Here is a 21,560-nt window from a genome sequence, read left to right as displayed (position 1 = left end):
TAAAAATAGGGGCATGAACAACACAAAAAAGCGGAGTGACCAGTTTCGATCACTCCACTTTCCTAAACGCTTATTTATACATAAATTTACTACTCTACATTTCATACGTAGAATTCCTATTTTATTCAGAAAACTCAATCTCAATTCCTGGTCCGGCCATATAATATTTAAAGGAGTCTCCATTTGCACGGAACGTTCCTTCTTTGAAATAACGCATCCGATTATGCCAGTCTTCCATAACAAGACGTTCCACCTCAGTCATATGTGCAGATGCCACGCTCGCATAGTTTTTAGCTTCTTGTGTATCAGGTCCGTACATCAACTCACCCATCATTTTAATCGATTCATATTGATATTTCATCATCGCCTCACGTTCTTTTGGTCTCACACCTGGTTTATAGGCATCACCGAACCAATGTCTCATGACTAAAATTCCTTTATCTTCGAGGTGAAACACCTGAAGGAAATTCTGTTCTCCCTTTTCATATTTATAGCCAATGAGACGAATACCCTCAAATTCGGCGAAGCGGGGATCCAGCTTCACCTTTTCAAATAGAGCTGTTGGCGAAGGGCGATCAATCTCAATCTTCGGCTTCACCACACTCAAATCTCGGTTTGCAGTCCATCCCGTTTTCTTACCTACACGCACCTTGCTCCAACTACCGACTGTCTCGAGAACCGTGACGGTTTGATTCTTTTTGACGTTAAGGATTACCTTTGCTTTCCGACTACGTGATGCATAGATTTTACTCGATTTGTTAAACTGCTTTTCAAGCGTTGCTTCGACTTTACTCACATCACCTTGAGAAAAAGGAATCTGAGCTGGTGACAGTATGGCTGTCAAACAAAACACTGCTAACATAACGCCACTTAACAACTTCTTCATATGTATAGCCTCCATGACTTTATTCTTCATATGTATAGCCTCCATGACTTTATTCTTTATATGTAGTTTATCAAGTGGTCATACTGCTTTTTCGGAGATTTTAGGAAATAAGAAAATCGTTTTTTGATTTTTTAACTCCCATTTCATAGCTATAGCAATTTCATTAAAGGATATGGATTCATTGTATGTTTTAATGGACTTACAATATATGTAACGGAGGCTCCTACATGAATCCCACTTCTGAACAATCAATTCAGTTGGACACCATTCTTCAACTTGAAAATGCACCTGAGTTCAATCGACTGCACCAACAATTCGAGCAATTCAATCCATTGAAAGTGTTACGGGTCGATCAATATGAGATTCGACATTCGAACGTACTCGCCTGGTTATTAGATCCTAACGAGAATCATCGCCTCGGAAGCTTCTTCTTGAGAAAATTACTGATGCATCTCATTACAAAACAAGACAACGAAGATAAAATTCATTTGTTCGATTACTTAGCTTTCTCTCATCAAGCTCTCACGGACGTGATTGTTCACCGTGAATGGTATACGGGAAATGGATCGATTGACTTACTCATCGATATCCCCACTCTCAATATCACCTTACTCATCGAAAATAAGTTCCATTCAAGTGAGTCGTCTGGACAATTGACTCGATATATCACTCACGTGAAAGACATGTTTCCGAATCGGAACGTGCTCCCCGTCTACCTCACCTTATCGAGTGACCTTCCTTCGCATGAAGACTATTGGGTACTCGACTACGGTGATGTGTTGACCATCATCAAACAAGAACTTGAATTGAATCGTGCAACGATTGCTGACAACATTTATGATTTCTTAACGTATTACACGAATCTGTTGGAAGAGCGCCTCGTCGAGAACGAAGAAGCGGACCGTACGGCACTACAACTGTATCAAGAGAATACGCTTGCCATTCAACTACTTTTTGCGAATGCCAATCCATCAAAACAAAAACAAGTCGACCTTCGAAAAGCGACGCGTATCTTAAAGACGTTAGATGAGGATACCAAAAGACATCTACGCATCATTTATAACCGAAAGCGGCAGACCATCGATCACATCATTAAAGTGAGTGGGAACATTCTGCCTCAGGCATTTGAAACATTCGCAAATGAACTGCAATTGAATGTGTACAGTGCACATTCACGTGTTCCAAACTTTGTGATGAACGAGTGGTTACCTGCACTTGAACAATTGCCTCGCTTGAAACGCTATTGGCTCAATTATGCGCTCATCATGTGGTTTGAGCGAAAAGGCGATAAGCGACTCAAACTATATGTCGAAGTTGGTCCGATTCCTTACGAACGTCGTCTTGAACTATTGGAAGCCATCGAAGAAAAAGGAATTTCCTTTATGAAATCAGGAAAACAAGAAGGGAAAAAGTTCACTCGCATTTATACAGATACGATGGATGTTCCAGATTGGACGAACGCCAACCATGTACATCAAACGATGAAAGACTTAGTAGAAACCGACGCATTTCGAGATTTCCATAGCAGTATGATTGATGTGTTGAAAGAGGTAACTGAAAACAATCATATCACTCCATCACTAAGAAGGGATTAATAAAATGACCCTAACCAATTCGCTTCATCTAACTGTCGCTAATCGAATGTTTACCGATCGTAAAGAGCATACATCTGCATTTCATGAAGCCGTAGCTACATATGATTCAAAGCGAGAAATCCCGATCATTCTAAACTTTTTCGGGTTTGGAGGCATTGGAAAAACAGCATTAATACGAAAACTTATCGAAGAGTTGAATAGTTCAAACAATGATTCTATTTATACAAATATTAATTTTGAAAATACAGATCATCATCGTCTTTCCAGCGCATTGCTTCAAATGAAGATGGATCTCCATCAGCGATACAAAATACCATTTCGGAGTTTTGAACTTGCCTACTCAGTATTTTGGAAGAAACTGAACCCTGGATTTCTTCCAAATGCTAAAGAAAGTGTCTTCCCTTTTTTGGACGAAGGTAGCTTACTTGAAAAAGTGATTTCCGAACTTGATATAGTCCCTTACTTCTCAATCGTTCCACCATTATTGAAAAAGATTGAAGAAGCATTTACTAGTCACCCTTCTTGGTCTAAGGAATCAAAAGATATTCTAAAGACATTAGAAGGCAAGTCAATTATTGAAACAGAAAACTTATTACTTTTTTATTTTAAAGAAGACCTCTCTCGTCACATTAATACTAAAAATATAAGGAAGCCTTTTATAATCTTCTTTGATTCGTATGAGTTATTACTTCAATCATCACAGAAAAACCATAGTCGATTTTTCAATTCAATCGACTGGGTTCAGCATTTAATTGAATCACTTCCGAATATCACTTGGATCATCGGGAGTCGAAATCAAGTTTCTTGGTCTGAAACATCTTGTAAACTAATCACACATCGTTTAGAGGAATTACCTGATGATGATCGATTGAGTTTTTTACAGGCATGCGGTATTGAATGTGATGATTCATTACAGCATATTGCCGAGGCAAGTTACGGAGTTCCGTATTACTTAGATTTGATGGTTGATATGTATCATAAATCTAGTCAAAACACATTTACGTTTGACTATTCTAACTCCACTATCGAAGTATCAAAGAAATTTCTCTATTGTTTAGACTTACATGAACGAGAAACGTTAAAAGTTTTAGCAATACCTAATTTTTGGTCTCTCGATATTTACTTTAGCTTGATGAAAGAGTTTAATACAGGTTTTCCAATCACTGCTTTCAATCAATTAATAGCTTCTTCATTCATCATCGAAAAAGAGAACAAAGGTTGGCAAATCCATCCTCTCATGAGGAAGTGTCTCATCGAAGACTTAAAAGGAGCACACAACGGATATTTCAATCGTCGAATTAACTCGTTCATGTGGAAGTATTATCTTGAAAAGTTTAAAGACGAGACTGACCCAAAAGATATTTCTGACTTATTTAAAGAGGCCTCGTTTCACGGTTCTTGTTCGGATAACCTTGATGAGTATATTGCTTGGATGATTGACTATGTCAATCGTTATAAATCAACTCGAGATTTAATCAGTATTGGTCAAGCGATTACTGACGCTTTACATACTATCTCTGATTCTAGAAAATTAGCACCACTAAACCGTCTACGAGGTGATATTTTGTTTTATCAAGGAATATACCGCGAGGCATTAACCTCTTACGAGACATCGCTTCAACAATATCTTGAACAATCAGCATACGCATCAGAGATACTAGAGATTCGGTCAAATATGGCTGAAATTAATATTCAAACTTCAAATTATAACGAAGCGCGCGCCCTATTAGAGAAAGTCGTTTCATCTGATATTAAGGACCGAATCGACGAAAACTATTTTATTACGATGTCGCTTTCTTATATTCGTCTTGGAAAACTAAATCTTCGTTATAAAAAAATAGACCATGCAATCCGTCTCTATGAACTAGCTCTAGTGAATTGTGAAAACGGAATCGAACTCTACCCAGATTCAAATACACTTTTCACAAACCTAGGACTAGCATATGAAAAGTTAGGCGAAGCTTACGGCAAAAAAAATCAATTAGCCCGATTTGATGCTTACCTCCATTCTCTTACAGCATATGAGCAGTCGCTACAATCTGCTACAGACGAGAATATTTATTGGACATTCATCAATTACGGCATGGTACACAAGCGACTGGCGGAACATCATCAAGACCCTGTAATTAAGGACTATCATTTCAACGAAGCGATTTGTATGTATAATCAAGTACTCAATAAATCAAGCGTATTTGTAGAGTGTCTAGAGAAAAAGGGACACGCGCTTGTCGACTACATGATTCATAAAATTGACTACGCCGAATTTGAAAAGGCTGAAAAGCTATTTATCGAAGCGGCACATGTGTTTGATACTATCGAACAACTGTCTCCTTATCGAGCTAGTTCAAGAAATCGCCATGCTTCACTTTACACGCATTTTAGTAAAGGATTAATTGAGCAACATAAATACAATTCCGCACTTTCTCACTTGAAACAATCACTTCATCTTTATGAACAACTGGTATCGTATACTCCGAATTATATTTATTTAAACAACAGTTTACAAAGAACACATCAACTATTGGGAGACGTCTATGGTTGCTTAGGTAACACAGTTCAATCACTATCGCATTACGAATTAGCAAACAGCTATGACCAAATCAAGACTTGATAAACTTTTGATACCTACTTTAAAACAATTAAGAGCAGCTAATCGCATTGTGTTGTGCACAGTGTGATTAGCTGCTCTATTTTTATTCACTCCACCCCAAACCGATACACTGTCCGCGAGTGATACAACTCACCCGGTTTCAGTTCGATCGAGGTCGCGATATCTGGATGGTTCGGGGCGTCCGGGAACGCCTGGGCCTCGAGACAAATCGCGCTATGTTTTTGTCGGCCGTCAAGCGTCACCGGCGTCTCTTCACTGAGGAAGTTGCCCGTATAGACGACCATGACGGGTTGATTCGTCTCGACCGTCATCGTCCGTCCGCTCACCGGGTCATGTAGCCTCGTCTCCCCGTCCTTCAAGATGAACGGATGATCGAGTCCACCGGCTTTTACAATCGCCTCGTCTCCTGACGCGAGCGCCTCTCGGACCGCTTTCCCGTCGCGGAAATCAAACGGGGTCCCGGTCACATCCCGCAACTCTCCTGTCGGCAGCGATTCCGTATCGAGCACCCCGACCGAATCGGCTGGTAGCGTCAGCTCATGGTCGTGGATGGTCGGGCGTCCCCCGAGATTGAAATAGTTGTGGTGGTTCAGGTTGACCCACGTCAGTTGGTCCGTCTCCGCCGTCATCGTGACGATCAGTTCATTGTCATCTGTCAGTTCATATAACACTTTGAAGAAGACGTTTCCGGGATACCCTTCTTCCCCGTCCGGGCTCACATACGTGAACTGGATGCACTGCTCATCCGCGTCCATCTCCCAGTAACGGGCCGTGATGCCTTTGTCGCCTCCATGGATATGATGGGGCGCCTCGCTTGGGGTCAAGGCAACGCCATCGATCTCCGCATCGCGAATTCGTCCGGCAATCCGCCCGACGACCGATCCGAGATAGACCGGGTTTTCTAAGTATTGAGAGACGTCCCCATATTTCAAGATGACCGAGTCGAGATTGCCGTCTCGGTCCGGGGCTGTCAGTTCCGTCATCGCACAGCCATAGTCGATGGCGGATAGTTTCATGCCGTTGGTGTTTTGAATCGTCGCTTGTTTCACTCGTACAACCACCTTTAGTTCGTTTTCTCTCTCATTCCCGACCTTGGTGTTTCGTACTCCACTTTATCGACATGACTTAGGAGTGAACGGACGAACACATCAAACCGTTCCTGCCCCGTTTCCGTCTGTTTGAAGACACCGGCGTCTTCGAGTCCTTTCACGAACTTGTCGACGACCGCCTGATCGACGATGGTTTTCGGGTCGCCTGCCTTCTTCCGTAACGCGTCCGCCCATTCCTGATGCATCGCTTCAACTTCGACATTCTCGCCCGCCACATAACGGACGACTTGTTCAAGTTCCGTCTTCAATCGCGCCGGTAAGACGGCGAGTCCCATCACCTCGATCAATCCGATATTCTCACGCTTGATGTGATGCACGTCAGCATGTGGGTGGAAGATGCCGTCTGGATGTGCGTCGCTCGTCCGATTGTTCCGGAGGACGAGGTCGAGCTCATAGCGCCCGTCCCGTCGTCTCGCAATCGGAGTGACCGTGTTGTGTGGGACGCCATCCGTATACGGGATAACCTCACTCGATTCGTCCTCATAGTCACGCCAATAGCCGAGCAACTGATTCGCCAACATGACGAGCTGCTCTTGTTGACGGGAACGGAGACGGACGACCGAGAGTGGCCAGTAGAGCGTCTCAATCTCGACTTGGTCATAGCGCTCCGAGCGATACGTCGAGACGACACGCGCATCATCCATCGCAAACCGGTAGCGGCCGGCCTGATAATGGTCGTGCGTCAAAATCGAACCGCCGACGATCGGCAAGTCCGCGTTCGACCCGGCGAAATAGTGCGGGAACTGTGTGATGAAGTCAAGCAGACGCTCGAACGCGCCCCGGTCGATGACCATGTCGCGCACCTCGTTCGACAACAAGATCGAGTGCTCGTTGTAGTAGAGGTATGGTGAATATTGGAACGACCATGGCTGTCCGCCGAGCGTGAGCGGGATGACGCGATGGTTCGCACGCGCCGGGTGTTTCAAGTGTCCGCCGTAGCCTTCGTTCTCGATCGCGAGCAACCCTTTCGGATAGTTCGACGTCGGGGTCGGCTGCGTCCGAGCGAGTGCGATCTCACGCGGGTCCTTCTCCGGTTTGGACAAGTTGATGGTGATATCGAGCGTGCCGTAACGTGTCGGTGCTTGATACGTGATGTTGTTCGCGATCCGTCGTGTCTGGATATAGTTCGACGCCTGGCTCATCCGATAGAAATAATCCGTCGCCGCTGTCACGTCCGTCGCGCGAAGTTCATTGAAACGACGCGTCACTTCAGACGGTTTCGAGACGAAGACGTTCATCACCTCAGCCATGAAGCGGTCCTTCTCTTCGAGGATCGGTTCAATCAACTCCTGTTCGATCGCATACGCGACCAACTCCTCTAATGCGTCCGGAATTGCCATCGACGGCACAGACGTCGGGACGTCCATGTCGAGTTTATGAAGCGTGGCGAGCACACGGTTCCGTGAATAGATCCGGTCCTGTTCGTCAATCAACTCTGCACGAATCGCCGCCTCGACGAGTGCCTCAATCGTCACATCGATCATCGTCTCACCTCTTTCGCCTGATAACCGTATGGATGGGTCGCATGCCAGTTCCATGCGTCCGTCAAAATCGTCTCGACATTTGACCGGGTCGGTGTCCAACCGAGGACGCTTCGTGCCTTGTCGGACGAGGCGATCAACTTCGCCGGGTCACCGGCGCGGCGTTCCCCGAGTCGGACCGGGATGTCATGACCCGTCACGCGGCGTGCCGCTTCAACGATTTCGAGCACGGATAATCCGTTCGCCGTCCCGAGGTTAAACACGTCGCTCGCTCCGTCTTCCCGTAAATAACGGAGTGCCAGAAGATGCGCGTCGACGAGGTCCTGGACGTGGATATAGTCGCGGATACACGTGCCGTCCTCTGTCGCATAGTCGTCACCAAACACGGTGATGGCGTCACGCTGTCCGTTCGCAACTTGAAGGACGATCGGGATGAGGTGTGTCTCCGGGTCATGGTCTTCCCCGATCTCACCAGTCGCGATCGCGCCGGCAACGTTGAAGTAACGAAGCGCGACCGAGCGGATGCCGTGCGCCTGGTCACACCAGCGAATCATCGACTCCATCGCGAGCTTCGTCGCCCCGTACGTGTTCGTCGGGTTCGTCAGCGCCGTCTCATCGATCGGCATGACGGTCTGGTCACCGTATGTCGCGGCCGTCGAGGAAAAGACGATCCGCTTCACTCGTGCGTCCCGCATCGTCTCGAGGAGCACCTGTGTCCCGAAGACGTTGTTGTCATAGTAAGCGAGCGGGTCCGTCATCGATTCCCCGACGAGCGAGTTTGCCGCGAAATGGAGAACGTCCGTGATCCTTTCTTTCGCGAATACCTCTTTCACAAACGTGCGGTCACGTAAGTCCCCTTCATAGAAACGGACGTCTTGCGGGATCGACTCGACGTGTCCCGTCTGGAGATTGTCGAGGATGACGACGTCTTCCCCGTCTTTCAATAAGGCACGGACGGCGTGCGATCCGATATAGCCGGCACCGCCGACGACAAGTACACTCATTTCACTTCCTCCTCTACGAGTTCTCGGACACCGTTCCCGACCGAGGCGACGTAACATGTCGGCGCGTACCCAATCGTCTCTTCGTACTTCGCGGACGTCTGTTTGATCATCGCATTCGTATCCGTTTGTCGGACGATGGCGATGGCACAGCCACCGAATCCGGCCCCTGTCATGCGGGCCCCGATGACACCGTCACAGCCTTGGGCGGCTGCGACGAGCGTGTCGAGTTCGAGCCCCGTCACTTCATAATCGTCACGAAGCGACGCGTGTGATGCGTTCATCAACTGACCGAACGTCTCGAGTCGTCCTTCTTGTAAAGCGGCGTAAGCGAGTTTCGTCCGCTCGTTCTCCGAGACGGCGTGGCGTGCCCGTTTGCGGAGCGTCTCCGGTAAGTCAATCGCGACTTGTTCGAACGCCTCCATCGACAGCTGCCCAAGTGACGCTACGTCGAATTTTGGTTGAATCAACCCGAGCGCCGTGTCGCATTCACGTCGACGTTCGTTATATTTCGAGTCGGCGAGCTCGCGTCGTTTGTTCGTATTCATGATGACGATGTCATATCCGTCGAGTGAGATCGGTGCATAGTCGTGATGGAGCGTCTCACAATCGAGGAGCATCGCCTGCCCGGCCTTGCCCATCCCGATGGCGAACTGATCCATGATACCGCTGTTGACGCCGATGAATGTGTTCTCAACACGTTGTCCAAGTCGGACGAGGTCAAGCCGTTCGAGACCGAGACCGTACACTTCATTCAACATGAACGCCGTCACGAGTTCGAGGGAAGCCGATGAGGAGAGACCCGCCCCGTTCGGGATGTTGCCCGCAAGGAGGAAGTCGAACCCGTGGATGTCGTGCCCGTCTTGTCGAAGGAGCGTGACGACACCTTTCACGTAGTTCGCCCAGTCGTGGCTTGCCTCATACGTCCCGTCCATCACAGGGAACGACACGATGCCGACGTCCTCAAAGTTACGTGAGTAGACACGAATCAAATCGTCCTCCCGCTTCTTCACAAGTCCATACGTCCCGAACGTGATCGCACATGGGAAGACGTGCCCTCCGTTATAGTCAGTGTGCTCGCCGATCAAGTTGATGCGACCCGGCGCGAAGAACACCCGGTCCGCTGATGCGGCGAACACCTCCTCGAATTGTTGTTTCAGCTGTTCCATATCAAATGAAAGCATACGGCTTCATCCCTTCCATCGCTCATGCCGGGTGAATGACCAGGCAATACGCGTCATAGTCTGTTTGTTGTGTGAGGTTTATGCCTTGTTCCATCAAATAGCGCCCGCTCACGCGGCGCCCTTCTAGTTCGTACGTCCGCTCCGGGTCGAGTCCGCGTAGCTTCACGCGTAAGCGGTTCTTCCCGTACTGGCGTCGGTCGGCGTTGACGAGGACGACGTAGTCTTCTCCGTCCGTATAGCCTACGGCGTGGAAGCCGTCCCGTTTGAGCGAGGCGAGACGATGGCTCGTCCCGTGCTGCACAAGCGGACGGATCGTCTTATACGTAGCGATCCATTCTTTTGCTTCTGCCAATTCTTCTTTCGTCCATTCGAGCAGGTTGCCGCCAATGCCGAGCGTCCCTTGCATGGCACTGACGAACCGATATCCGAGCGGCAACGAACGATTGTTCAACCAGTTCGGGGCGTCCGTCACCCAGCAGCTCATCATCTTGGCGTTATAGGCGTATGAGAAGCCATCCTGGATGGTGAGACGGTCGAGTGCGTCCGTGTTATCGCTCGTCCAAACTTGTTCGACGCGCGCGAGGACACCGAGGTCAATCCGTCCACCGCCACCAGCGCATGACTCGAACGCGACGTTCGGATGTCTTTCCCGTAACGTGTCGAGGATGCGATACACCGCTTCTGCATGACGGAGCCACAGTTCTTTCGCGTCACGTAGGTATGGGCTGTCCGGCTCGGAGAAGGCACGATTCATGTCCCACTTGATGTAGCGGATGTCGTGTCGTCCGAGTAACTCGTCGAGCCATGTCGTCACGTGCGCCTCGACTTCAGGCAAGGCGAGGTTCAAGACGAACTGGTTCCGCGACGTCGTCGACGGGCGTCCGTCCGTATAGTAAATCCACTCCGGATGAGTCCGGTACAGGTCGGAATCTGGATTGACCATCTCCGGTTCGACCCATAGCCCGAACTGGAGACCTTTCTCCTCGACGTAGCGGACGAGCGGGTCGAGCCCGTTCGGGAACTTCGTCTCGTTGACGTGCCAATCGCCGAGTCCGGCTGCGTCCGAGTGGCGCTCACCGAACCAGCCGTCATCGACGACGAACAACTCACAGCCAATGGCGGCCGCCTCGTCGACGAGACGTTTCTGTCCGTCCTCGCTGACGTCGAAATAGGTCGCCTCCCACGAGTTGTAGAGGACCGGGCGCAACACGTCACGCGTCGCTTTCGGCATGATGACGTCGCGCTCGAAATCGTGGGCGTTCTGGCTCATGCCACCGAATCCGCGTTGTGTATAACCGATATAGCCTGTTGGCGTCGTGAACGACTCCCCCGCTTGAAGCGTCTTCGCGAAGTCGAACGAATTGATCCCGCCCGTCACTTGCGTGAAGCCGAACTGGTCTTTCTCAAAATGGATCGCCCAGTTGCCGGAATGTCCGAGGAAGCCGTAAACGACTTCCCCGTGTGTCTCTGTCGCATTATCGTCGAGTGCGAACCATGGGTTGCTTTGATGGCTCGTCAACCCGCGACGGCTTTCGATCGTCTTCTTGCCCGGGAGGAGCGGCCCTTCTTGAAGCTGGAACTCGCTCGTCCACGCCCCGCTGAAATGACGGAGTCGCATGTCGCGCTCGATCAGTCCGAGACTGAACGATTGCGCGCTCTCGAGCGTGACCGTCTCACCTGCTTTGACGGTCATGCGCCGGGCGATGATGTCGTACGCCGGATAGAGCGTGAACTGAAGCGTCACGTGAAGGGACTGAATGGAGTCGAACAAATCGATCTCGAGCGTCTCGCCATCGATCCGCGCATCACGGAGTGCGAACGCATGCAACCGTTCCGTCTCGGTATGACTTTTCAACGTCGGTTCCGTATAGACAAGGTCGCCGAACGAGGTGAACTCGTAAGCGGCCACCCCTTCCGGTGTCTCGAACGACGAATGCAACACGCGCGCGTCCGGTAGTTCTTTGATGTCCGACTCATGCAGGCGTCCACCGAGATATTGATGGACGAGACGACCACGCGCATCGACATCAAACACGTACGTGAGATTCATCCCGATGAGGGCGAACCGATTGTCGTGACGAACGATCATGCTTCCACCTCCCGTTTGAGTAGGACGACCGCGAGCGGTTCGAGCTCAAGCGTGCCCGTCACCGTCTCCCCGTCGAGCGTCTGCCATGTACCGTCGAGTTCGACGGATGACGTGACTTCGGTCGAATGGTTCAAATAGAAGCGAATCAACTGCCCGTCCCCATGACGGTCGACTTTCTCGACATCGTCCGGGAGTCGGTGCGCGTCAATGCCGGCGCGTGTGAGCGCCTCGTGATAGACCGTGTCGAGCATCGCATCGTCGACCGATGAGCCGATATACGTCACGTCGCCTTTATACGTGTGGCGCGTGATGGCCGCCGTTCCTTTATAGAACGCCTGCCCGTAAGTCGCGAGTACGTCTGCACCTTTTGGCGTGATCAAGTCGCACCAGATGTTCGCCTTAGATACTTGGTCGCCGAGGCGGACCTCGTTCGACTGGACGGCTTGTAAGCTCTCGTACTCGTCAATCTCGATACCCGCGTACTCAGCGAACTTGCCTGGGAGCGTCAAGTTATGGCAACGGTTGATCGGGTCTTTCACCCCAGTCCGATATGTGAAGATGACGTTCCCACCGTTCTCGATATAGTCGATGAGCGTCTCATCGAACACGTCATTCCCTAAGAAATAGAGCGGGACGATGACGAGTTTATATGAGTCGAGCGCATCCCCTGGGAAGACGATATCCGTGTTGACCCCTTGACGGACAGCGGCACCATAGAAGCGGACGAACTCTTGTTTGAAGTTGAACGCGTCCGAGTGCGGTTGATGCGTCCACGCCCATAAGTTCTCCTGGTCGAAATAGACGGCGACGTCCGACTTGTATGCAGCCGCGTTGATCATGTCGCCATGCGCGTGAAGCTCTGACATGACGTGCTTCACTTCTTCAAACTTCCGTTTCGGCTTCCCATCATGGTCGATGATGCCGTGACAGAACTCCTCTGTCCCGAAGTCAGCGGCACGGAATCGGAAGTAGACGATCGCCTCGGCGCCACGGGCGACGGCTTGATGCGTCCAAAGGCGGATATGTCCTGGTCGTGGCAAGTAGCCAATGCGGCTCCATCCTTGTGCCCCACTGAGTTGCTCCATCACCCAAAACCCTTTTCCTTGTTTTGACGAGCGGCACAAGTCATGGTCGTGCGCCGTCTTCTCGAAACGGTTCGGCTCCGGCAATCCGCCCCAGACCGGGTAGTTGTCGAACGAGACGTAATCGAGGTCTTGGGCCATCTGTTGCTGGTTGATCGCCATGTCGCTATAGACGAGGTTATGCGTGATGAACGCGTCCTCGTGGATGAGCGGACGGAGCGTGTCGACTTGGAGTTTGTTGAACGAGCGATACGCGTCCGAACAGAAACGGTCGAAATCGACGAGAAGCGACGGGTTGTGTTCTTGGAACACGGTGCGAGGGACCGGAATCTGTGTCCATGCCGTATATGTATGGCTCCAGAAGACGGTCCCCCAAGCCGCGTTGAGCGCGTCGAGCGTCTCGTAACGTTCTTTCAACCATTCCTGGAACGCCACTTGATCGACGTCGCCGTACGAGCGGTCCGACTGTTCATGTCCATACTCGTTGTCCGTCTGCCAGCCGATCACGCGTGGATGTCGTCCGTACCGTTCCGCCATCTTGCGGGTGATGCGTTCACAGTACTCGCGATAGACGGGACTGTTGACCGTATAATGACGACGGGCACCGAAACTGATGCGGACACCGTCTTTCGTTACCGGGAGGATGTCCGGGTACTTCTCGATGAGCCATGCGGGCGGTGTCGCCGTCGGCGTGCCGAGTACGATGTCAAAGTGTTCGCCGAACGTCTCGACGACCTCGTCCCAAAAAGAGAAGTCGAATTCACCGTCTGCCGGCTCCATCATCGTCCAGGCAAATTCGGCCATACGGATGACGTTGACACCGAGTTCTTTCATCAGGCGGACGTCCTCGTCCCAAAGCGCACGGTCTGTCTGTTCTGGATAGTAATCTACTCCTAAATACATGCTGTTCACCTCAATCGATTATTTGACCGCTCCCGAAGTCATCCCTTTTTGTAAGAAGCGTTGGAAGAAGATATAAAACACCATCGTCGGCAAGCTGATCAAGACGAGCGAGGCGTACAGTTTACCAGGGTCCCCGCCGAGCGCTTCCGTGAAGAAGGTCGGTGCCATCGTCACCGTCTGCTTGGCCGGGTCCGTCATGAACGTGAGGACCATCAAGTACTCGTTCCACGAGTTGAGGAACGCATAGATCGTCGCTGTCGCGAGCGCCGGCTTGGCGAGCGGCATCATGACTTTATAGAAGATTTGGAACGTCGACGCCCCGTCGATATGCGCCGCTTCCATCAATTCGTTCGGCAGTTCGTCAAAGTAGCTCTTGATGAGCATGAGCCCGAACGGAAGGAAGAAGGCGATCTCGGCACCGATCAATCCCCAATAGCTGTTGAGCCCGTCAAGCGTACGCAATGTGAAGAAGAGCGGTACGATGAGCGAGGCGACCGGTAACATCAATCCTGCCAAGACGAGATTGAACAACAGGCGCTTCCCGGCGAACTGGAGCTTCGAGAAGCCGAACGCCGCAAAGGCGAGAAGCGAGATCGAAATGAGAATCATGAAGAACGCGACGATGAAGCTGTTGATGACGAACTGTGGGAAGTTCGGGTTTTGAAGCGTCGCGATATAGTTTTCAAAGCCGTTGACACGTAAGCTTTCCTTGAACATGACGAAGATCGGGAACAACCAGAGGACCGCCATGAGTGACAGACCGATATTCGTGAACCATCTTCCTTTTTTCGTTTGCAGTTCCATAGCTACTCCCCCTTAGTCCATTTTCTTCTGTACACGCATCTGGAAGTACGTGATACCGAGAGCGATCGCGAGCAAGATGATGGCGACGGCACTGGCGTAACCGACCTCTTGATGAAGCATCGATTTCCGGAACAGGTACGTCGAGATGACCTCGGTCGAGTTACCCGGTCCACCTTGCGTCGAGATCCAGACGATATCGAACGTCTTCAGACCACCGATGACCCCGAGAATCGTCAGCGTGAACGTCGTCCCTTTCAAGTTCGGGAAGACGACGCTCCACAGCGTGCGCCAGAAGCCGGCCCCGTCAATATTGGCCGCCTCGAACACTTCCCGTTCGATGGCAAGCATCGCCATGTAGTACATAATCATCGACGAGCCCGTCCACTGGAAGATGTTGATCAAGATGATGGCGTAGAGCGCGACGTCCTGGTCACCGAGCCAGTTCTGCTCCAAAGCACCGAGACCAATCATGCGAAGGAATTCGTTGATGTAACCGAACTGGAAGTCAAAGATCTGCGTGAAAGCCGCCCCGAGGACGACCGGGCTCAAGACGACCGGGAAGAAGAACACCGATTTGAAGAACGTCCGGCCCGCGCCTTTCGTGTGAAGCAAATAGGCCAACACGAGCCCGAGACCCGCCTGAATCGTGACCGTCAAGATCGTGAAGATGCCCGTATTCTTGAGCGCGTTATAAAATTCTGGGTCTTGGAACATGCGTGCGAAGTTCTCGAAGCCGACATACACTTTCTCAAACGAGATCCCATCCCACGAGAAGAGCGAGTGATAGGCGTTATAGAAGATGCCGTAATAGATGAAGGCGATGACGAACAGGACAGTCGGGGCGACGAACGCCCAGCCGATCAAGTTTTGCTTCATCCGCTCCTTCTTCCGGATCGGGTTCGGCGCGCTCGGCGGCACCGACGCGAGCTTCGGCTTGGACTTGTTCAAATCGGTTGCTTGTTGCATAAAGTTCCCTCACTTTCAGATTCAAAAAATCGAGCGCCAGTGAGTCTGGCTACTGGCGCTCGTTCGATTATTTACCTTGGTCCGCAATCGCCTGGATGCGTGCGAGTGCTTCTTTCGCATCTTGTCCGGCAGCGATGTTTTGAAGTTCTTTCCCGAGTGCGTCGTACACTTTCGGGTCACGGATTCCGCGTCCCGCGACAGCGTTCTTCACCGTCTCGTTCAAGATTTCGTAAGACTCACGCTCGACGTCGTTCGTGAACTTGTCTTCGTATGCGACTTCGATGTCTTTGACAGCTGGTGCCATCTCAAACTTCTCCATGTAGAGCGCCTGGCCTTCGCCTTGTGTCATATAAGCGATGAAGGCAGCCGCACCTTCTTGTTGTTTCGACTCTTTGTTGACACCGAGTGCCATGTCGATCGATGCGATGACCGGTTGTTCCGTACCACCTGCGAGGTTAGGCATCGGGACGAAGCCGATCTCGTCTTCGAAGTTGTTCCACTTGTCACGCTTCTCGACCGTCGTCATCGAGTGGGCTTCCCATGAACCGATGATCCACATGGCGGCTTTCTTGTCGAAGAAGTTGTTCATGCCGTCCATGTATGTCGCGAGACCCAATGCCCCTTCTTGGAACACTTTGTCTTCGTATAGTTGTTGCCAAAGTTCAGCCGTCTCGACCATCTCTTTGTCCGTCCACTTCGCGTCGCCTGCGAGTACGTCCTGGATGTAACCTGGTGCGACTTGGTGGCTCAAGACGTTGAAGACGTCGACGCCGACCCATGCATCTTTCGCACCGAGCTGCATCGGGATGACCTTGTCGCCTGAGGCGTTGATCTTGTCGATCGCTGCGACCGTCTCGTCATACGTCTTCGGTGGCGTCACGCCGTATTTGTCGAGAAGCGTCTTGTTATACATGAGATATGCCTGTCCTGTGAAGCCGACCGGTACCGCATACTGTTCGCCGTCGACCGTCGTCTGTTCGACGCCGAGCTCGATCAATTTGTCTTTCCAGCCTTCGCCGGCCGCTTTGTCCATATAGTCTTTCGCTGGCACGAGGCGATCCTTGTATTGTGGGATCATCGGCTCTTTGAGACCGATGACGTCCGGACCGTCACCGCCGAGCATCGCGACTTGGAGCTGTTGCTCGTAGTCTTCGAGACGCTTGAATTTGACAACGTAGTCGTCTTGCGATTCGTTGAACGCCTTCGCCATTTCTTCCCCGACTTCAGGTTGTGGCGCCCAGCCCCACCATGTGATGACCGGCTTGCCGTCTTCCGTTGTCGCCGCCGCTTGTTCGTCGTCGCCGCACGCAGCGAGTAAAGATGAGAGCATTAAGACAGATGATGCGAGTGCAATCGTCGTTTTTTTCATGTTCATTCTCCTTTGAATGTGTTGTCACGCCACGATACGATGGCATAACTCCCGAATAAGATGGTCTGGCATCGGGCGATCCCCGAGCCGTGTCAACGTGTACGTGATCAGTTCCAAATCGAGCTTCGGTCCGTCTATGTATGGGCCGACGACGTAAAGGTCCGCCCCGAACGGCAATGCGTCTTGTTCTTTCAATCGCCAAAGCAACAGTTCGAACAAGCCGTCCATGTCGTCGAACGACACGTCACGAGAGAGCGTCGATGCCCGGAATAATCGGATGTCACGCGTCTCCTCGTCATAGAGACGAAAGATGCCGTCGCGTCTAGAGCGCGTGATGATCATGCTCGTCTCCTCGCCTGTGAACGCTTCCATTTCGTCGAAGGCGAAGTCGTGTCGTGCGAACAATCGGGTCGCCCCGTAGCGACCGAAGATTGCGTGGAACTGGTCTTTCAATGGTGTCTCTTTTTGCATCGCTACCCCTCCAAACGTGTCGTTGAGAGTGTCACCCCTTACTTAGTAAATTAAATTTATTATCTAACTACATATAGACTATAGCATGCCCTTGTTTATGTTGTAAACGCTTTCTTGTGAAGAAATTAAAAATCGCCTTTCTACAAGAGAAAGACGACTCGTTGTTTCATTGGATTTCACCGAACATCTCGTTCGTGATGAGTGCCGCTGCCCCGAGCGCGCCTTGGCTGACGTTCCACGGGACGACACGAATGTCGGTCTGACGGGCGTCAAGGGTGAGTGCCGTCTGGGCGACACGCTCCTGGATGTTCGTCACGACGTCCGGCGCATAGTTGAAGAGTGGTCCCCCGAGAAGGATGCGACCCGGATTCAACAGATGGATCATATTGAGCGTGGCGATGCCGATATATTCACCGGCCCGTTCATACAGCTTTTGAACGTCTTGATTCGAGCTTACGGAATCACGGAGGTCGTCTAGCGTCAGGTCATGCGCGAGTTGACGGGCCTCGTTCAAGATGGCACGCTCACCTGCGACTGCCTCTAAACAGCCACGGTTCCCGCATGAACAAATCGGTCCGTCAAGCATGATGCGCATATGTCCGATCTCACCGGCGATGTGATGCTTCCCATCGATCAACTCGCCTGCGTGGACATACGCTCCCCCGATCCCGTACCCGGCATACACATAAAAGAACTCCTCGATGCCGATGGCTTCCCCAAAATACAGTTCGCCGAGTGCGAGCGTCCGCACGTCGTTCTCGACGAAGACGTGCTGACCGAGTCGCTTTTCAAGTTCATGCTTGAGCGGGATGTCGTGCAAGTGAAAACGTGGCGCGAACAAGACGACCCCGTCACCCGCCTCGACCATCCCGTGCACGGAGACGCCGAGTCCGATGATGTCCCCTTTCGTGCGGTCGTTTAACGTTATGTACAGCGCGACGATGGCGTCGATGAACTCCTCGTTCGTGTCGAACCGTTCGTCATGCCATGCCTCGTCCAGCAGTTCCCCATGGATGTTCGTGACGACCCCGTGCAGCTTTCGCTGCGTCGCATCGATGCCGATGACGAAACGGTCGCTCGCCGCGAGCTCGAGCATGATCGGGCGTCTTCCCCCACTCGAGACACCGAGCTCCCGCTCATTGATCAGTCCTTCTTCTTTCAATTCATTGACGATGTTCGAGATCGTCGGTTTCGTCAAACTCGTCTTCTTGGCAAGTTCGACGCGGGACACCGGCTGATGGAGCCGGATGAGCCGAAGGATGAGCGCCCGATTATAGGACCTCATCCATTTGGAGTTGCGTGGTGTTGTGTTCCCCATGACCATTCCACCTATTCCTGTCATTTTCTTTTAGTATAGCATGTCCAGGAAAGCGGTCAGCGGTTGACTGAAACATTCTTTCATTAAGAAATGATGGAATGTTTCTTTCATATCGGTCAATTCGAATGCTTCATCTGGTTAATACAACGTCATCAGGAAAGAAACGCTATTCTTCTCCTTTCTGTCGTTGTTACACCAATGCCTAACGCCTCTGTCACCTTAATCTTCATGTTATCGGAGATATCCCCTGGGCTTACGTGTGATAAGGGCAGTCGCTAGGCGGGGGGAATAGCGTTTATACTCGCTCTAACCTAGGAATACGAAAGAGCGCTCGGAAAAGAACGGAACATGAAAACGATTGACGAACAAATCGCAGAATGGGAGCCGATGATCCACTATGTCATCCGCCACTTGAACATCCATCCGAACGAGCAGGACGACTGTGTCCAAATTGCACGCATCGCGCTGTGGGAAGCGTTGAACCGGGGCTGTACGCTATCGAAGACGTACTGCTTCCAGCGCATCCGTGGGGCAATCCTGAACCATCAACAAAAGAATGCACGACACTTGAAACATGAAGTCGCCGCCGAACGGCTCCCGGAGCAATGTATGACATCCGAGCGCCATCTGTTTGATTGGCTCGACGAACAACGAAAGAACCTATCACCACGCCACTTCGAACTTCTCTGTCACCTGATTGACGGCACGGAACAGACGCTCGACTACTCCGCAAGCCGATTGCGGGCGTATAAGGCGGACGTTCAACGTGAGTTGCGAGAAGAGTTGTATTCGAAGGAGTGAACAACATGGAACCGATTCAAATCAAAGAAGCGATCACGCGTTACTTGGAAGATGTAGAGATGCGGCAACAACGCTCCCCTGAGACGGTGAAGACGTATCGGAACACGTTACGTCGATTCGAACAGATGATGCAGCAGTCGAATGTGATTTTCTTGAAAGATGTAGATGAAACTGCACACGCGTTTCCCTACCGAGACACACTTATGCGCGAGGAACGAGCACACAACACGATTAAAAAATATGTGAGCGTACTGAAGACATTCATGGTCTATGCGGTCAATCAAGGGTGGATCACACGTAATCCATTTGTATTCGTCAATGTATCTGGTGCCGAAACAAAACGACAATCCATCAGTTTAAGCCGAGAACAAGTGAATCGAGTGCTGCATCATGCACACAATGCGACACTGTATAACATCTTTTTAATTGGCTGCGATGCGGGATTCCGAATCAGTGAGACGTTAGATTTAAAACTCGAGGATGTATCATTTGAGTCGAACGACATCATCATCCGACATGGGAAGGGGAATAAAATGCGGGAAGTGCCGATGACCGAACGGATCCGAAAATCCTTGGAGCGATATATCCAGATTGAACGACCAAAATCAGACACGGAGTCGCCATACTTGTTCATCATGCCGAACGGGTCAAAAGTTCGCGCGAATTATGTGAATGAATATCTCTTGGCAGTGTCTAAAGAACAGCTCGGCTTTGGAATCACGAGCCATGTCCTCCGCCACAGCTTCGCAACGGAACTCTATAACGCAGATGTCAAAATCACGAAGATCAGTCGGTTACTCGGTCATGCTTCGACCGAGACGACCGAGTTGTATCTGCATATCTCAAAAGAACAGAATCAAGAGACGATTGAAGTGTTGAATGCGAAAAATCGGGAGGTGAGTAAACATGTGAAGAAGAAGCAGAAGTAACCTTTAAATAAAATGAATAAATGTGTAGGGCAGTTTCAGCAGCTGCCCTCACAGTGTTATTTTGTTTGCTCCGTCAACGCAATACTCTCTTTAAAATCCCTTACATTATATTTATGCGGATACACTGACAACTCTTTAGCATATGCGAAATCACCAAATAGCTTATTAATCGTCATTTGACGGTGAACAAGTGGTTTAATAAACGGATTGAAAATGCTGATTTTCCGAACTCGGTGATTATGAACATTACCAATAGTCGACACTAAATCAGACGTACATACATACTCAGTGTTCTGTGGATGGAAAGTTCCATTGTCTCCATGAAGGATAATAAGTGCTAAAAACTCACATAAGTTATCGATATGAATCATACTTCGCTGATTTTGATAACTTGGAAAGAACGGAATTTTTCTCGCCAACTCTGCAAGCTTCACATAATTCCCTTTCGATCCCTTCCCATAAATCATAGGTGGTCGAACATTAGCCACTACGAATTTATCATTCTCGAGAAGCGCAAGCTTCTTCTCCGCCTGAAGTTTACTGTTTCCATAAAAGTTTGTCGGGTTTGGATTTGTCTCATGAGTAATCATTTGTGCATTAGTGGCATCTCCATACACAATCATGCTACTCATAAACACAAATTGGTGAACGCCTTCTTCTTTAGCTTTTTTTGCAATCGTCTCTGTCAGATCAGTATTTACTTGATAATAAAGTTCTTCCATACTTTGATCTGTCGAAACATGAGCAATTCCAGCAACATGGAGTACAGTGTCATATCCTTCAAAAGAGTGTTGTTCCCACTCCCTATTTCGCGTCCCAACTGCATCTACATGAATTTTTGAGGCATACTTATCGATTGCCCAGTGTCTAAACGAATTTCCAACATAACTATTCGCACCTGTAATTAATACCTTTTTCATTAAACACATCCCTCACAAGACAAAGCTTTCAATTCTATTTT

General features: G+C 50.3%; 17 protein-coding genes. 4 read left to right on the top strand and 13 right to left on the bottom strand.

From position 1 onward, the window contains the following. Window positions 1-121: 121 nt before the first annotated feature. Complete coding sequence (locus AC5LIL_RS03035; protein WP_499824847.1) at window positions 122-886, bottom strand: SH3 domain-containing protein; 765 nt, start codon at window positions 884-886, stop codon at window positions 122-124. 227 nt (window positions 887-1,113) lie between these two features. Here AC5LIL_RS03035 and AC5LIL_RS03030 point away from each other — a divergent pair, with 227 nt between their 5' ends. Both AC5LIL_RS03030 and AC5LIL_RS03025 read left to right on the top strand, forming a co-directional pair. Beyond that, window positions 1,114-2,481: a PDDEXK-like family protein gene (locus AC5LIL_RS03030; RefSeq protein WP_499824846.1), complete on the top strand. Its 1,368-nt coding sequence runs from the start codon at window positions 1,114-1,116 to the stop codon at window positions 2,479-2,481. A 4-nt stretch (window positions 2,482-2,485) separates the two neighbouring features. Beyond that, entirely contained in the window at window positions 2,486-5,092 is a 2,607-nt protein-coding gene (locus AC5LIL_RS03025) for a tetratricopeptide repeat protein (protein ID WP_499824845.1), read from the top strand. Between the two features lie 86 nt (window positions 5,093-5,178). Here the strand turns inward: AC5LIL_RS03025 and AC5LIL_RS03020 are convergent, their stop codons facing one another. From AC5LIL_RS03020 to AC5LIL_RS02970, 11 genes are all read right to left on the bottom strand, one after another. Further along, a complete protein-coding gene (locus AC5LIL_RS03020; protein WP_499824844.1) occupies window positions 5,179-6,141 on the bottom strand; it encodes an aldose epimerase family protein in 963 nt (320 codons plus the stop codon). A gap of 14 nt (window positions 6,142-6,155) precedes the next feature. Beyond that, window positions 6,156-7,685 carry a UDP-glucose--hexose-1-phosphate uridylyltransferase gene (locus AC5LIL_RS03015; RefSeq protein WP_499824843.1) on the bottom strand — a complete coding sequence of 510 codons (1,530 nt, stop codon included), beginning with the start codon at window positions 7,683-7,685 and terminating at the stop codon, window positions 6,156-6,158. Further along, complete coding sequence (gene galE, locus AC5LIL_RS03010) at window positions 7,682-8,686, bottom strand: UDP-glucose 4-epimerase GalE (RefSeq protein WP_499824842.1); 1,005 nt, start codon at window positions 8,684-8,686, stop codon at window positions 7,682-7,684. Before galE ends, AC5LIL_RS03015 begins: the two co-directional genes overlap by 4 nt. Beyond that, complete coding sequence (locus AC5LIL_RS03005) at window positions 8,683-9,867, bottom strand: galactokinase (protein ID WP_499824841.1); 1,185 nt, start codon at window positions 9,865-9,867, stop codon at window positions 8,683-8,685. Before AC5LIL_RS03005 ends, galE begins: the two co-directional genes overlap by 4 nt. Before the next feature lie 22 nt (window positions 9,868-9,889). Beyond that, entirely contained in the window at window positions 9,890-11,956 is a 2,067-nt protein-coding gene (locus AC5LIL_RS03000) for an alpha-galactosidase (RefSeq protein WP_499824840.1), read from the bottom strand. After that, window positions 11,953-13,941 carry a beta-galactosidase gene (locus AC5LIL_RS02995; protein ID WP_499824839.1) on the bottom strand — a complete coding sequence of 663 codons (1,989 nt, stop codon included), beginning with the start codon at window positions 13,939-13,941 and terminating at the stop codon, window positions 11,953-11,955. The genes AC5LIL_RS03000 and AC5LIL_RS02995 overlap by 4 nt, the downstream gene beginning before the upstream one ends. Window positions 13,942-13,959: 18 nt before the next feature. After that, window positions 13,960-14,745: a carbohydrate ABC transporter permease gene (locus AC5LIL_RS02990; RefSeq protein WP_214694276.1), complete on the bottom strand. Its 786-nt coding sequence runs from the start codon at window positions 14,743-14,745 to the stop codon at window positions 13,960-13,962. Between the two features lie 12 nt (window positions 14,746-14,757). Next, window positions 14,758-15,711, bottom strand: coding sequence for a carbohydrate ABC transporter permease (locus AC5LIL_RS02985; RefSeq protein WP_214694278.1), 954 nt, complete (start codon window positions 15,709-15,711; stop codon window positions 14,758-14,760). Window positions 15,712-15,778: 67 nt separating this feature from the next. After that, window positions 15,779-17,080 carry an ABC transporter substrate-binding protein gene (locus tag AC5LIL_RS02980; protein WP_224862085.1) on the bottom strand — a complete coding sequence of 434 codons (1,302 nt, stop codon included), beginning with the start codon at window positions 17,078-17,080 and terminating at the stop codon, window positions 15,779-15,781. 24 nt (window positions 17,081-17,104) lie between these two features. Further along, window positions 17,105-17,551 (bottom strand): hypothetical protein, encoded by a 447-nt coding sequence (locus AC5LIL_RS02975; protein WP_214744383.1) that lies wholly within the window; start codon window positions 17,549-17,551, stop codon window positions 17,105-17,107. Window positions 17,552-17,717: 166 nt separating this feature from the next. After that, the gene (locus AC5LIL_RS02970) at window positions 17,718-18,869 is read right to left on the bottom strand and encodes an ROK family transcriptional regulator (protein ID WP_214784470.1); all 1,152 of its coding nucleotides are present in this window, start codon (window positions 18,867-18,869) and stop codon (window positions 17,718-17,720) included. A 348-nt stretch (window positions 18,870-19,217) separates the two neighbouring features. On the opposite strand from AC5LIL_RS02970, the gene AC5LIL_RS02965 reads away from it, so the two are divergent. Together AC5LIL_RS02965 and AC5LIL_RS02960 are read left to right on the top strand one after the other, a co-directional pair. Further along, on the top strand, window positions 19,218-19,670 hold the full coding sequence (locus AC5LIL_RS02965; protein WP_427372299.1) for a sigma factor: 453 nt from the start codon (window positions 19,218-19,220) through the stop codon (window positions 19,668-19,670). 5 nt (window positions 19,671-19,675) lie between these two features. After that, entirely contained in the window at window positions 19,676-20,599 is a 924-nt protein-coding gene (locus AC5LIL_RS02960; protein ID WP_499824838.1) for a tyrosine-type recombinase/integrase, read from the top strand. A gap of 56 nt (window positions 20,600-20,655) precedes the next feature. Here the strand turns inward: AC5LIL_RS02960 and AC5LIL_RS02955 are convergent, their stop codons facing one another. Continuing rightward, the gene (locus tag AC5LIL_RS02955) at window positions 20,656-21,519 is read right to left on the bottom strand and encodes an NAD-dependent epimerase/dehydratase family protein (protein ID WP_499824837.1); all 864 of its coding nucleotides are present in this window, start codon (window positions 21,517-21,519) and stop codon (window positions 20,656-20,658) included. Window positions 21,520-21,560: the final 41 nt, after the last annotated feature.

The sequence above is a fragment of the Exiguobacterium sp. RM11 genome (assembly GCF_059821525.1).
This window is presented reverse-complemented; position numbering and strand designations above follow the sequence as displayed.

Excerpts from the sequence above, each read along its gene's own strand:
- AC5LIL_RS03035 (WP_499824847.1), bottom strand. The coding sequence starts at position 886 with ATGAAGAAGTTGTTAAGTGGCGTTATGTTAGCAGTGTTTTGTTTGACA.
- AC5LIL_RS03030 (WP_499824846.1), top strand. The coding sequence starts at position 1,114 with ATGAATCCCACTTCTGAACAATCAATTCAGTTGGACACCATTCTTCAA.
- AC5LIL_RS03025 (WP_499824845.1), top strand. The coding sequence starts at position 2,486 with ATGACCCTAACCAATTCGCTTCATCTAACTGTCGCTAATCGAATGTTT.
- AC5LIL_RS03015 (WP_499824843.1), bottom strand. The coding sequence starts at position 7,685 with ATGATCGATGTGACGATTGAGGCACTCGTCGAGGCGGCGATTCGTGCA.
- galE (WP_499824842.1), bottom strand. The coding sequence starts at position 8,686 with ATGAGTGTACTTGTCGTCGGCGGTGCCGGCTATATCGGATCGCACGCC.
- AC5LIL_RS03005 (WP_499824841.1), bottom strand. The coding sequence starts at position 9,867 with ATGCTTTCATTTGATATGGAACAGCTGAAACAACAATTCGAGGAGGTG.
- AC5LIL_RS03000 (WP_499824840.1), bottom strand. The coding sequence starts at position 11,956 with ATGATCGTTCGTCACGACAATCGGTTCGCCCTCATCGGGATGAATCTC.
- AC5LIL_RS02995 (WP_499824839.1), bottom strand. The coding sequence starts at position 13,941 with ATGTATTTAGGAGTAGATTACTATCCAGAACAGACAGACCGTGCGCTT.
- AC5LIL_RS02990 (WP_214694276.1), bottom strand. The coding sequence starts at position 14,745 with ATGGAACTGCAAACGAAAAAAGGAAGATGGTTCACGAATATCGGTCTG.
- AC5LIL_RS02985 (WP_214694278.1), bottom strand. The coding sequence starts at position 15,711 with ATGCAACAAGCAACCGATTTGAACAAGTCCAAGCCGAAGCTCGCGTCG.
- AC5LIL_RS02980 (WP_224862085.1), bottom strand. The coding sequence starts at position 17,080 with ATGAAAAAAACGACGATTGCACTCGCATCATCTGTCTTAATGCTCTCA.
- AC5LIL_RS02975 (WP_214744383.1), bottom strand. The coding sequence starts at position 17,551 with ATGCAAAAAGAGACACCATTGAAAGACCAGTTCCACGCAATCTTCGGT.
- AC5LIL_RS02970 (WP_214784470.1), bottom strand. The coding sequence starts at position 18,869 with ATGGGGAACACAACACCACGCAACTCCAAATGGATGAGGTCCTATAAT.
- AC5LIL_RS02965 (WP_427372299.1), top strand. The coding sequence starts at position 19,218 with ATGAAAACGATTGACGAACAAATCGCAGAATGGGAGCCGATGATCCAC.
- AC5LIL_RS02960 (WP_499824838.1), top strand. The coding sequence starts at position 19,676 with ATGGAACCGATTCAAATCAAAGAAGCGATCACGCGTTACTTGGAAGAT.
- AC5LIL_RS02955 (WP_499824837.1), bottom strand. The coding sequence starts at position 21,519 with ATGAAAAAGGTATTAATTACAGGTGCGAATAGTTATGTTGGAAATTCG.